At 64.9% G+C, this 12564-nt stretch carries 13 protein-coding genes; 8 read left to right on the top strand and 5 right to left on the bottom strand.

From position 1 onward, the window contains the following. Positions 1 to 13 precede the first annotated feature (13 nt). The 6 genes from hutU to hutI are packed head-to-tail and all read left to right on the top strand — an operon-like array spanning position 14 to position 7285. Positions 14 to 1726, top strand: a complete 1713-nt coding sequence (hutU, locus tag I4X03_RS11415) for a urocanate hydratase (RefSeq protein ID WP_223468347.1) — start codon at positions 14 to 16, stop codon at positions 1724 to 1726. Positions 1727 to 1744: 18 nt separating this feature from the next. After that, a complete protein-coding gene (gene hutH, locus I4X03_RS11410) occupies positions 1745 to 3289 on the top strand; it encodes a histidine ammonia-lyase (protein WP_370660515.1) in 1545 nt (514 codons plus the stop codon). Positions 3290 to 3303: 14 nt separating this feature from the next. Beyond that, positions 3304 to 4092 (top strand): N-formylglutamate deformylase, encoded by a 789-nt coding sequence (gene hutG / locus I4X03_RS11405; protein ID WP_223468345.1) that lies wholly within the window; start codon positions 3304 to 3306, stop codon positions 4090 to 4092. Continuing rightward, positions 4089 to 5456 (top strand): formimidoylglutamate deiminase, encoded by a 1368-nt coding sequence (locus I4X03_RS11400; protein ID WP_223468344.1) that lies wholly within the window; start codon positions 4089 to 4091, stop codon positions 5454 to 5456. Before hutG ends, I4X03_RS11400 begins: the two co-directional genes overlap by 4 nt. Further along, complete coding sequence (locus I4X03_RS11395; RefSeq protein ID WP_223468343.1) at positions 5453 to 6037, top strand: HutD/Ves family protein; 585 nt, start codon at positions 5453 to 5455, stop codon at positions 6035 to 6037. The genes I4X03_RS11400 and I4X03_RS11395 overlap by 4 nt, the downstream gene beginning before the upstream one ends. Further along, on the top strand, positions 6038 to 7285 hold the full coding sequence (hutI, locus tag I4X03_RS11390) for an imidazolonepropionase (RefSeq protein ID WP_223468342.1): 1248 nt from the start codon (positions 6038 to 6040) through the stop codon (positions 7283 to 7285). A gap of 218 nt (positions 7286 to 7503) precedes the next feature. Here hutI and I4X03_RS11385 read toward each other — a convergent pair whose 3' ends face one another. Both I4X03_RS11385 and I4X03_RS11380 read right to left on the bottom strand, forming a co-directional pair. Beyond that, positions 7504 to 8001, bottom strand: coding sequence for a GNAT family N-acetyltransferase (locus I4X03_RS11385; protein ID WP_223468341.1), 498 nt, complete (start codon positions 7999 to 8001; stop codon positions 7504 to 7506). Next, complete coding sequence (locus I4X03_RS11380) at positions 7998 to 8936, bottom strand: DMT family transporter (RefSeq protein WP_223468340.1); 939 nt, start codon at positions 8934 to 8936, stop codon at positions 7998 to 8000. Before I4X03_RS11380 ends, I4X03_RS11385 begins: the two co-directional genes overlap by 4 nt. Before the next feature lie 168 nt (positions 8937 to 9104). On the opposite strand from I4X03_RS11380, the gene I4X03_RS23095 reads away from it, so the two are divergent. Then, entirely contained in the window at positions 9105 to 9233 is a 129-nt protein-coding gene (locus I4X03_RS23095) for a hypothetical protein (protein WP_267874049.1), read from the top strand. Positions 9234 to 9246: 13 nt separating this feature from the next. Here the strand turns inward: I4X03_RS23095 and I4X03_RS11375 are convergent, their stop codons facing one another. Beyond that, the gene (locus tag I4X03_RS11375; RefSeq protein WP_223468339.1) at positions 9247 to 9693 is read right to left on the bottom strand and encodes an Mpo1 family 2-hydroxy fatty acid dioxygenase; all 447 of its coding nucleotides are present in this window, start codon (positions 9691 to 9693) and stop codon (positions 9247 to 9249) included. 82 nt (positions 9694 to 9775) lie between these two features. On the opposite strand from I4X03_RS11375, the gene I4X03_RS11370 reads away from it, so the two are divergent. After that, positions 9776 to 10267: a DNA-deoxyinosine glycosylase gene (locus I4X03_RS11370; protein WP_223468338.1), complete on the top strand. Its 492-nt coding sequence runs from the start codon at positions 9776 to 9778 to the stop codon at positions 10265 to 10267. A gap of 40 nt (positions 10268 to 10307) precedes the next feature. Here I4X03_RS11370 and I4X03_RS11365 read toward each other — a convergent pair whose 3' ends face one another. Together I4X03_RS11365 and I4X03_RS11360 are read right to left on the bottom strand one after the other, a co-directional pair. Next, a complete protein-coding gene (locus I4X03_RS11365) occupies positions 10308 to 11507 on the bottom strand; it encodes a tetratricopeptide repeat protein (protein WP_223468337.1) in 1200 nt (399 codons plus the stop codon). 88 nt (positions 11508 to 11595) lie between these two features. Next, on the bottom strand, positions 11596 to 12459 hold the full coding sequence (locus I4X03_RS11360; RefSeq protein WP_223468336.1) for an HDOD domain-containing protein: 864 nt from the start codon (positions 12457 to 12459) through the stop codon (positions 11596 to 11598). Positions 12460 to 12564 lie beyond the last annotated feature (105 nt).

Raw genomic sequence — 12564 nt, 5'->3', positions numbered from 1 at the left:
AAGGAGCAGCGCCATGAGCCACGATTCGACCCACCTGGACGACGATCCGCGTTACGACGGCAGCCGCGAGATCCGCGCGCCGCGCGGCACCGAGCTGTCCTGCAAAAGCTGGCTGACCGAAGCGGCTTACCGGATGATCCAGAATAACCTCGACGCCGAGGTGGCCGAGAATCCGAAGCACCTGGTGGTGTACGGCGGTATCGGCCGCGCAGCCCGCAACTGGGCGTGCTACGACCAGATCCTCGCCTCGCTGCGCGAACTCGAAGACGACCAGACCCTGTTGATACAGTCCGGCAAACCGGTCGGCGTATTCCAGACCCACGAAAACGCGCCGCGCGTTCTGATCGCCAATTCGAACCTGGTGCCGAAATGGGCCAACTGGGAACACTTCAACGAACTCGATCGCAAGGGCCTGTTCATGTACGGCCAGATGACCGCGGGCAGCTGGATCTACATCGGCACCCAGGGCATCGTGCAGGGCACGTACGAAACCTTCGCGGAAGCCGGCCGCCAGCACTTCGGCGGCGACTGGGGCGGCAAGTGGATCCTGACCGCGGGCCTAGGCGGCATGGGCGGCGCGCAGCCGCTGGCGGCCACCTTCGCCGGCGCGGTCTCGCTCAACATCGAGTGCCAGCAAAGCAGCATCGACTTCCGCCTGCGCACCCGCTATGTCGACAAGCAGGCCAGGGACATCGACGACGCCATCGCGCTGATCAAGCACCACACCGAAAAACGCGAAGCGGTCTCCATCGCGCTGCTTGGCAACGCTGCCGACGTGCTGCCGGAACTGGTCAGGCGCGCCAAGGCGGGCGGCATCATGCCCGATCTGGTTACCGACCAGACCTCGGCGCATGACCTGATCAACGGCTACCTGCCGCGCGGCTGGACCGTGGAGCAGTGGAAGGACGCGCAAAAAGACCCGTCGCAGCATGCGCGTCTGACCGCCGAAGCGGCGGCGTCGTGCGCCGTGCATGTGCAGGCGATCCTCGATTTCCACGCCATGGGCGTCAAGGCGGTCGACTACGGCAATAACATCCGCCAGGTCGCGCTCGACGAAGGCGTCAAGGATGCTTTCGCATTCCCCGGCTTCGTACCGGCCTACATCCGTCCGCAGTTCTGCGAAGGCCGCGGCCCGTTCCGCTGGGTGGCGCTGTCGGGCGATCCGGAAGATATCTACAAGACCGATGCCAAGATCAAGGAGCTGTTCCCGCATCACGCGCAGGTGCACCGCTGGCTCGACATGGCGCGCGAGCGCATCGCCTTCCAGGGCCTGCCGGCGCGCATTTGCTGGCTGGGCCTGGGCGAGCGCCACATCGCGGGCCTCGCATTCAACGAGATGGTGCGCACCGGCGAGCTGAAGGCGCCGATCGTGATCGGCCGCGACCACCTCGACACCGGCTCGGTCGCCAGCCCGAACCGCGAAACCGAGAGCATGCGCGACGGGACCGACGCGGTATCGGACTGGCCGCTGCTCAACGCCATGCTCAACACCGCTGGCGGCGCGACCTGGGTCTCGCTGCACCACGGCGGCGGCGTCGGCATGGGCTACTCGCAGCATTCGGGCGTGGTCATTGTGGCCGACGGTACCGATGCCGCCGCCAAGCGCCTGGCGCGCGTGCTGGTCAACGACAGCGGCTCGGGCGTGATGCGCCATGCCGATGCCGGCTACGACACCGCCGTCGACTGCGCCAAGCGCAACGGCCTGAATCTCCCGATGATCAAGTAAAGAATACACACCATGACTATGCATCCAAACACTGGCTGGACCCTGAATCCTGGCGCGATGACGCTCAACGACCTGCGCGCGGTATGGTCCTCGCACAGCAAACTGACACTGGCTGCGGAAGCGTATCCGGTCATCCGCACGTCGGCCGCGGCGGTCGAAAAGATCGTCGCCAAAGGCGATGCGGCCTACGGCATCAACACCGGTTTCGGCCTGCTGGCCAAGACCCGTATTCCTGACGCCAGGCTCGAAGAGCTGCAGCGCAACCTGATCTTGTCGCATTCCGTGGGCACCGGCGAATTGCTGTCCGACGCGGTGGTGCGCCTGATCGTGCTGATGAAGGTCGGCAGCCTGGCGCGCGGCTTCTCCGGCGTGCGCCCGCTGATCATCGACACGCTGATCGCCATCTATAACGCGGGCATTACGCCGGCGATTCCGGCCAAGGGTTCGGTCGGCGCATCGGGCGACCTCGCGCCGCTGGCGCACATGTCGCTGGCGATCATGGGTGTCGGCCAGGTGCGCGTGGACGGCAAGCTGGTTGACGCCGCCGACGCCCTCAAGGCGGCCGGCATCGAGCCGGTCGTCCTGGCCGCCAAGGAAGGCCTGGCGCTGATCAACGGCACCCAGACCTCGACCGCGCTGGCCCTGCATGGCCTGTTCATGGCCGAACGCCTGCTGGAGGCGGGTATCGTGACGGGCGCCTTGTCGCTGGATGCGGCAAAGGGCAGCGATTCGCCGTTCGACGCGCGGGTGCATGAAGTGCGCGGCCAGCCGGGCCAGATCGCCACCGCGGGCATGTACCGCCAGCTGGTGGCGGGCAGCGCGATCCGCGCCTCGCACCTGGTCGGCGACGAGCGCGTACAGGACCCATACAGCCTGCGCTGCCAGCCGCAGGTCATGGGCGCGGTGATGGACCTGATCAAAAACGTCGCACGGACCTTGCTGATTGAAGCGAACGCCGTGACCGACAACCCGCTGATCTTCCCTGAGACCGGCGAGATTATCTCGGGCGGTAACTTCCATGCCGAGCCGGTTGCCTTTGCGGCCGACACGCTGGCGCTGGCCATCGCCGAAATCGGCGCGCTGTCCGAGCGCCGCATCGCGCTGCTGATCGACGCCACCTTGTCCGGCCTGCCGCCTTTCCTGGTGGGCGACCCGGGCGTCAACTCCGGGTTCATGATCGCCCACGTCACCGCGGCCGCGCTGGCGTCGGAAAACAAGTCGCTTGCGCATCCTGCCAGCGTCGACAGCCTGCCAACGTCCGCCAACCAGGAAGACCACGTCAGCATGGCGACCTTCGCCGCGCGCAGGCTCGACGATATGGCGCACAATACGTCCGTCATTGTCGGCATCGAACTGCTGGCGGCGGCGCAGGGCGTCGACTTCCATCGGCCGCTGGCGTCGTCGCCGTACCTGGAGCAGGTGCACGCGCAGCTGCGCCGGAAGGTGCCGTTCTTCGACACCGACCGCTTCTTCGCGCCCGACATCGAAGCGGCCAAGCAGATGGTCATCAAGGGTGAACTGAGCGCTGGTTGCAAGGAGCTGTTTGCATCGTTGTATAACTGATTCAGGAGTCAGGCATGGATTTCCAGTTCAAGGCAGGCACGCTTCCGTTTCTGGTATCGATGCCGCACGTCGGCACCGACATCCCGGACGATCTTGCTGCCCGCATGTCGCCGGAAGCGCTGGTGAAGGCGGACACAGACTGGCACCTGGTGCAGCTGTACGATTTTCTGGAGCAGATGGGTGCGTCAACCATTTCGGCGCGCTGGTCGCGCTACGTGATCGACCTGAATCGCCCGCCCGAAAACACCAACCTGTATCCGGGCATGGACACGACAGGCCTGTGCCCTGTCGACACCTTCGGCAGTGCGCCGCTGTACCTGCCCGGCCAGGAGCCCGACGAGCGCGAAGTGCGCGGGCGGCTGCGGCACTACTGGCACCCGTATCACGCGCAGATCGGGGCGGAACTGGAGCGCCTGCTGTCGATCCATGGCCAGGTGGTGCTATGGGACGCGCATTCGATTGCCTCGGTTGTGCCGCGCTTTTTCGAAGGACGCCTGCCTGACCTGAACTTCGGCACCGCTTCGGGCGCGTCCTGCGCGCCTGGGCTGGAGCAGGCCGTGGTCGGCATCGCGCAGGCGCAGGAGCGTTTCTCCGTCGCGGTCAATGGCCGGTTCAAAGGCGGCTACATCACACGCAGCTTCGGCCAGCCGGACAAGAACGTGCATGCCATCCAGCTCGAGATGGCGCAGTGCCTCTACATGGACGAGACGCCGCCTTTCGCCTATCGCCCGGAGCGCGCGCGCGAGGTACAGGGATTGCTGCAGCAGATGATGGAAGCGGCGGTCAGCTGGGTGCGCACGTGAACGCGCTGTTCGCCCAACATGCGCTGCTGCCGGAGGGCTGGCGGCGCGATGTCCACATCGAATGGAACGACGCCGGCGACCTGCTCGCGGTCACGCCGGATACCGTCCAGCCGCATGGCGTGCCAGTTGCCTGCCTGGTCATGCCGGGCATGGTCAACCTGCACTCGCACGCCTTCCAGCGCGCGCTGGGCGGGCTGACCGAAACGGCGGGCGAGGGACCCGACAGCTTCTGGACCTGGCGTGACCTGATGTACCGGTTCGCGCGTAACATCACGCCGGAACACATCGAAGCCATCGCCGCGCAGCTGTTTTCGGAGTGCCTGCGCCATGGCTACACATCGGTGTGCGAGTTCCATTACGTACAGCGCGACCAGCAGGGGGCGATGTACGCGCGCCCCGCGCAGACCGCGGAGCGGGTCGTCGCCGCGTCGAAAACCGCGGGTATCGGCATTACCATGCTGCCCGTCTTGTACAGCTATTCGGGCTTTGGCGAGCAGCCGCTCAAACCGGAGCAGAACCGCTTCCGCACCGACCCCGCCGACATCCTGCGCATCGTCGAGTCGCTTGAACCGCTGCGCGATGCCCAGACTGAAGTCGGGGTGGCGCCGCACTCGCTGCGCGCCGCGTCGATCGCGCAGGTACGCGAGCTGCTGGCCAGCCTTCCGGATAGCCGCCCGGTGCACATCCACATCGCCGAGCAGCAGGGCGAGGTGCAGCAAAGCGTGGCCCGGACTGGCGCGCGCCCGGTGCGCTACCTGCTCGACAATATCGACGTCGATGCGCGCTGGTGCCTGGTGCACGCGACGCATCTGGACGAGGGCGAGGTCGCATCGCTTGCCGCCAGCGGCGCCGTGGCTGGGCTGTGCCCGACGACTGAGGCAAATCTTGGCGACGGACTGTTCCCGCTTGAGCCATTCTTGAAAGCCGGCGGGCGCTTCGGCATCGGCAGCGACAGCCATATATCGCAAAGTCCGGTTGAAGAACTGCGCTGGCTCGAATATGGCCAGCGCCTGCTGCACCAGCGCCGCAACGTGGCCGCATCCGCCGAGCAGCGCAAGGTCGGCGACTTTTTATGGCAGGGCGCACTTCAAGGTGGCGCGCTTGCTGCCGGACGCAGGGTAGGATCGCTGTCAGCGGGCCTGCGCGCCGACCTGCTGGTGCTCGACAGCGAGCACCCGAACCTGGACGGCGCGGAGCCGTCCGACGTGCTGGGAAGCGTTGTCTTCTGCGGTAACGACAACCTGGTGAGGGACGTGCTGGCTGGCGGCCGCTGGGTAGTGCGCGACGGCGCCCACATGGGCCAGGACGCGATTACGCAACGCTACAAACAAGTGCTCACCGAACTGCGAAGGCTACGATCATGACAGTCCTGATACCGTACGCAAGCCTGGAACCGGCGCCATGGAAAAACGGCGGCGGCAGCACGATTGAGATTGCGGTGTCGCCGCCCGGCGCGGCGTTCGACGAATTCGACTGGCGCATCAGCCTTGCCACCATCGCGCACGACGGACCGTTCTCGATCTTCCGCGATATCGACCGCACGCTGGCGCTGGTCGAGGGCCCGGGAGTAAGCCTCGACATCGACGGCGACGCGCGCTTTGTGCTCAACGAAGAGTCGCCGATTGTCGAATTTCCCGGCGAGGCCAAGGTGACAGCCACGATGCTGGGCGCCCCGACCACCGACTTCAACGTGATGACGCGGCGCTCACGCTGCCATCATCGGCTGGGGCGGCGCAGCCTCGAAGGCATCTCCGAATTCGCGCCGCGCGGCGACATCACCATCTTGTTCCTGGCCGAGGGCGAAAGCCTGTCGGTCAGCAGCGACACCGAGCGGATCGGCATGGTGCGCTTCGACGCCGTCATCTTCGACACCGACACCGTCTGGAAGCTCGAGACCGGGACGGCGGCGGTACTGGTAATCGATATCTTCCTGGACGGGGCGTAAATGGCTCTGGACTTACTGATTACCCATGTCCACCTGGCGACGATGGTTGATGGTTATGGCGAGATTCCCGACGGCGCCGTCGGCGTCAAGGACGGCCGTATCGCATGGCTTGGCAAACAGGCCGACGCACCGCGCGGCGCCCGCGGCGCCCGCGTCGAACATGACGGCGGCGGCTGCTGGCTGACGCCGGGACTGATCGACTGCCACACGCACATCGTCCACGCCGGTAACCGCAGCGGCGAGTTCGAGGCGCGCCTGAATGGCGCGACATATGAAGACATCGCCCGCGCCGGCGGCGGCATCATGTCCACTGTGCGTGCCACCCGCGACGCCTCGGAAGACGAGCTGCTGCGCCAAAGCCTGCCGCGCGTGGCCAGCCTGCTGGCCGAAGGCGTAACCACGATCGAGATCAAGTCCGGCTATGGGCTGTCGACTGAAGCCGAAGCGAAGATGCTGCGCGTTGCGCGCCGGGTCGGCGAGGAACTACCGGTGCGGGTAGCGACCACCTTCCTTGGCGCCCACGCGCTGCCGCCCGAGTTTGCCGGGCGCGCCGACGACTACATCGACGAGATCTGCGAGCGCATGCTGCCGGCGCTGGCGGCGCAAGGACTGGCCGACGCCGTCGATGCGTTTTGCGAGCGGATCGGCTTTTCCCATGCCCAGACCGAGCGCGTGTTCAACGCCGCCAAAAAGCTCGGCCTGCCGGTCAAGCTGCACGCCGAACAGCTGTCCGACCAGGACGGCGCGGCTCTGGTGGCGCGCTTCGGCGGGCTATCGGCCGACCATCTGGAACACCTGACGCAGGGCGGCATCGACGCGATGGCGACCGCGGGCACCGTGGCGGTGCTGCTGCCCGGCGCCTACTACTTCCTGCGCGATACCACGCCGCCCCCGGTGGCAGCGCTGCGCGCGGCTGGCGTCAAGATGGCGGTGGCGACCGACTGCAACCCCGGCACCTCGCCGATGACATCGATCCTGCTGGCGATGAACATGGCATGCACGCTATGGCGGCTGACGCCACAGGAAGCGCTGGCCGGCTGCACGATCAATGCGGCGCACGCGCTTGGATTGCAGGACGAGATTGGAACGCTCGAAGTTGGCAAGTACGCCGACTTCGCGCTATGGCAGATCGGCCGCCCGGCGGAGCTGTCCTATGGCATCGGGTTCAACCCGTGCAGTGCGGTGCTAAGGGGAGGGGAACTGAACCGGAGGAAATTGCTTGACTCTGATCAACACGCAATAGTGTAGATGAGTAATTATTAGGTACCGCTTGTATCCACAGTTGGTACACCAGTAAGCAATTGTAAGGTTTCAAGAATCGTGACAGATTCGCATCTATAGTGAAATTGTTCGATTCAACGTCTCCCCTCCCCATCCTAACAGTTGGGTTTAACCCACGGTGCTCCACAGCCCGTGGGTTTTTTCTTTCCCGAATAAAAACAGTTCCAAAATCGGGGACAGATTTTTTAGGCGGTGGGGGACGCCAGATGGGTCAGCGCGGAGCCCGTCACCCGGCAGACGCGCCAGTCCGGCAAAATGTCGGCGCCCATTGCTTTGTAGAAGTTGATCGCGGGCTCGTTCCAGTCGAGCACCGACCATTCGAAACGTCCGCAGTGGCGCTCGACGGCCAGTTGCGCCAGCTTGACCAGCATCTGCTTGCCGAATCCCTTGCCGCGATGTGCTTGCTTGACGTACAGGTCTTCCAGGTACAGGCCTTTCTTGGTGAGGAAGGTCGAGAAGTTGTGGAAGAACAGCGCAAAGGTGACGACCTCGCCATCTTCCTCGCCAATGATGGCTTCGCACGCCGGGCGCGCGCCGAACAGGCCTTCGTGCAGCAGTTCTTCGGTGGCCACCACCAGGTGTTCGAGTTTTTCGAAAACGGCCAGCTCGATGATCATCGCGTGGATGTGGGCAACGTCGGACGGCTGGGCCGGGCGGATGGAAAAGGCGTTCGAAACAGTCATGGAACCTCGGGTACGGTAGTCAGGTTGATGGATTTGGCTGGCTGGGGTTCGGGCGATGCCATCACCCAGGCCACGCTGGACAGGCACAATATCATGCCGAACCACTCTAGCGGGCCGGGCCGGTAGTGTTCGAGCTGCATCGACAGCAGCACGGAAATGACGGGCGTGATCACGCCAATGTAGACCGCTTTAGACGAGCCGATGCGGTTGATCAGCGTGAAGTAGGCGGCAAACGCGATCACCGAACCGAACATCGACAGGTATAACAACCCGAACCAGTAGCGCGGCGCCGCCGGCAGGGTGAACGATTCGCCATTGGCCAGCGCCCACAGCGTCACCATCGCGCTGCCCCAGAACATCGACCAGGCCATCGTCAGGAACAGGTTGGTCGACTGCTCGCGCACCTTCACCACCATGATGTTGCCGACCGAACTGGCGATCGTGGCCGTCAGCGCAAGCACCAGGCCGAGCAGGAAGTGGCCACTGCCGCCGTCGCCGATGTCTTTCCACGACGACGAAATGGATGGATAGAACAGCATCGTCACGCCGCCCATGGCGACCGCACCCGCAGCCCAGGTGCGCCACGAGATCGGCGTGCCGAACGCGAAGCGGCTGCAGATCGGGTTCCAGAACACCATCAGCGCGAACAGTACCGCCACCAGCGCGGAGATCAGATACTGCTCGGCGTTGTAGGTGCAGACGTAGGACAGGCCGAAGGTGAAGAAGCCCTGCAGCAAGCTCCAGCGTTGCACCTTCCATGGCAGCCGCAGGCGGTCGCCGCGCAGCAGGCACCAGGCGAACAGCGCAGCCGATGCGAGCGCGAAACGGTAAGCGACCGACACCGCGGGCGCAACGTCGCCCAGCTGCAAGGTGATGGCCCAGAACGTCGAGCCCCAGATCAGGGACGCGATAACAAAGAGGAGAGGGGATGACATGGCGAAAGTATACGGTCAAAAATCATTTCCTGCTGGATATGACATGGAAACGACATGGGGGTCTCGGGCCTGTGACGCCGGTCAAAAGGCAGGCGCCGTGAGGCAGGCGCGCAGGGCACCGCACGTATGATGTTTTGGTTAACCCAGAGGATAGAGATGAAGCTGTCGATGCACCTGAGAGTTGCGCTGTTGATCGCGCATGTGGCGCTGTGCACCGCCATCGTGGTGGAGGCGGCCCAGTCCGACGGCAAGCATGCCAGCGCGGCCATGTCGCTGCTGCTTCCCGATCATCGCTGACCGGGACCGGTACTCAATACGCAACCTTGAAGCGGCGGTACAGGAAGCTGAGCACGAACAGCGGGCCGATCAGCAGGAAACGCAGGTCGTCGAGGAAGGATGGCTTCTTGCCTTCAATCTGGTGGCCGACAAACTGGCCGACCCAGGCAAGCACGAAGATTGCGATCGACAGCGCCAGTACCGCTGCCGGCGGCAGCAGGGCCAACAGTGCAAGCATGACGGCCGCCATCGCCAGCATGCCGATGGCAAACGGCTTCGACAGCTGGAAGTAGTAGTACAGCGATGCCGCCACGACGGCAACGGCCGCAAGCGGATGCACTGCCCAGATCATGCCGAGCAGCGAAAACACGATCAACGGCACGCACACGATGTGGATCAGCTCGTTGGTATGGTTGCGGTGGCTGTCGCTGTACTGCGACAGCAAGGTATGGATGTCCTGCGCCTGGCCGGTGTTTTGCATCGGTCTGTCTCCGTGAGTCGGTTTCATTGTTCAGGAATTCTACACCGGCCACGCCGCGCAGAATCGATTATGATGCGGCCTCATGCCAGCTACCCTCACCACCCTGTCGGGACTCGCGCCCGTTGTCGACGCGAACACCCGCGTGCTCGTCCTCGGAAGCTTCCCCGGCGCCGCCTCGCTGGCCGCTGGACAATACTACGCGCACCCGCGCAACCAGCTGTGGCGCTTGCTGTCGGCGGTGCTCGGTGACGAGCTGGCGGCGCTGCCGTATGCCGAACGCCTGCCGCGCCTGCTGGCGCATCGCTTCGGCTTGTGGGATGTGCTGGCTGCCTGCGAACGCGAAGGCAGCCTCGATTCCGGCATTCGCAACGCTGCCGCCAATGATTTTGAACGCCTGCGCACGCTCTGTCCGCGGCTCGAGACGGTCGGCTTCAATGGCCAGGCCTCGGGCAAGTTCGCGCCGCGGTTTGCCGCCGAGGGATACCGGACACTGGTGCTGCCCTCGACATCGCCGGCGCATGCGGCGATGTCATTCGAGGCGAAGCTGGCAGCATGGCGTCACCTGCTGCCCTAGCGCGTCATCGACCGGACCAGCAGGCGCCTCACCGATCGGCCTAGTACAGCCGCTTCCGCTTCGCCGCGCCACCTTTCAGTTGACTCAGCTTGGCCGAATACCGCTGGCTGGCCGCATTGGTCGTGCTGGTATCGAGTGCCAGCTTCAGTTCCTGATGCGCGCTGCGCCCGTCGCCCAGGCGCCAGTGCGCGATTCCCAGCCAGAAGTGGAACTCGTGATAGTACGGCGCGCGCTTGACCTCTTTCGCAAACAGGTTGCGCGCCTCCTGGAAGTCGCCCTTTTCCATCGCCGCCATGCCGCGGTTGAAGTAGTAGAACGGCGGATGCGGCTCGATCACCGCCAGGCGCGCCTTGATCTGGTTCGATTCGCCAGTCTTGCCCATCGCGGCCAGCACCGGCACCAGGTTGTGCATGACCACCAGGTTTTCCGGTTCGCGTTCCAGCGCCGCGCGGAACACCCGCTCGGCCAGCGCGTTGTCGCCGCGCCGCTGGTAAATGACCGCCAGCGTGTTGTACGCGGTGATGAAGTTCGGGTTCTGCCGCACCGCCTCGCGCGCCCACCAGTAGGCATCGTCGACGCGGTCCTGCGCCAGCGCCTCGGCGGCGCGGTTGTTCTGGTACATGGCGACGATGTCGCGCTCCTCCAGCGGATGCGTGTGGAATTCGTCGGAATCCTTTGGCCGCAAGAAGTCGATGGTCAAGGTCGGCAGCACGTTCTGATAGGCGCGCATGAACGCGGGCGAATTTTCGGTCAGCACCAGGTTGACATGGCTGCTGCCGAAGTAGAGGTTGCCGGTGCGGCTCCAGGTGTAATCGACCATCACGTTCTGGTACGTGACCGGCACGCCCAGCTCGCGCGCGAACGCCGCCGTCATCACCACCAGCGACAGGCAGTTGCCGACCCGCGCGTCGTAGGTCTCGGCGGCGGTGCGCGTTTTGCTGGACTCGTATTCGAGTTTCAGCTCGCCCTTCTGGTACAGGGCCGATACCAGGCCTTGCTGGGCGCCCTTCTGCCGCACCTGCGACGTGAACGCGGGGCTGTTGAGGTACGCGCGCATGGCGGGACTGAGGGTGAACAGGTCGGCGGCGCCAACCGGCTCGGAGGGCGGCTTGAACGCCGCGTCGGAAAACAGGTGGTTGGCCGCCAGCGGGGCAGGCAGCGGCACCGCGGCGCACGCGCCAAGCAGCAGGGGCGCCAGCACTGCGGCCAGCCTGGTGGTGAGTTTTGCCAGGATCGTCATGTCGCGTCTCCGTCTGGGATACGGCGGCATGCGGCGCCGGATCAGACTTCAGTATCGTCCCGGCGGCGGCGAAAGTAAAGACCAGCGGTCAGTGGTCCTGGTGGAACGATTCGTGCAGTTCGTCGAGCAGGTCGTGGGTCTCTTCGTCGGACAGGCCGAGATAGGCGCAGGCGCGCTGGCCGCCCTTGTTCCATTCGACCGAGTCGGCGTGGCCCTGGTACTTCTGGATCGCGCACTCGGCCAGCAGCGACAGCGACACCAGCGACCGTACGCCGTCGGCGGTGGTGCCGTCGTCGAAGACGCTGTAGTCGTGGTGGTGCAGGATGGCCCACGAGACGTCGCTCGAGAGGCCCCAGTTACGCGCCAGCAGGCAGCCGATGGCGGCATGGTTGGTGCTGTGGCGTTCATCTTCAAGCGCGGTGAACGCGCGCTCCGGCTCCTGGCCGGCGGCGCCGAAGGTGTCGGCATAGTCGGGGAAGCGGTCCATCAGCAGCGGCACGCCGGTGTCGCAGAACAGGCCGAAGGTGTGGGCCACGTCGGCCTCGCCGATGCGCAGGCGGCGCGACAGGTGCACCATCGCCTGTGCGCGACGTCCGGAAATGTCCCAGAAGTTGGCCAGCGCGGCATTGTCAGTGGCGATGGCCTGGCGCGCCAGCAGCCCGGTCATCAGCGAGGCGACCTGGTTAATGCCGAGGAACAGGATGGCCTGCTCGATCGACTTGGCCTTGCGCTTGCCGCCGTAAAACGAGGAATTGGCGAGCTTGAGGAGGGCGCCGGACATGCCGACGTCGCGCGCGACGATGCGTCCGATCGCGTCAGGCGAGGGATCCGCGGCCGCCAGCTCGCGCTGCATGTCGGCCAGCAGGCTGGGACGCGGCGGAATCCGGATCGATTTGATCAGGGCGTCGACCGGGTCCGCGCTCGATGTTGCCATATCGGCTAGGTTGCTCATTGGATAGCGCGGCGATGGCCGCTGGTGCGTGCTTCAAAGCTCAACTATAAACGAATGCCCGGGTTGTTGCATCTCGGCAATCGCGATCTGTGGCAATTTGGTCTG

It is taken from the genome of Massilia soli (genome assembly GCF_016809835.1).
GTDB classification, from domain to species: Bacteria; Pseudomonadota; Gammaproteobacteria; order Burkholderiales; family Burkholderiaceae_D; genus Telluria_A; species Telluria_A soli.
The sequence above is the reverse complement of the archived record's forward strand: the minus strand, read 5'-3'. Positions and strand labels throughout refer to the sequence as shown.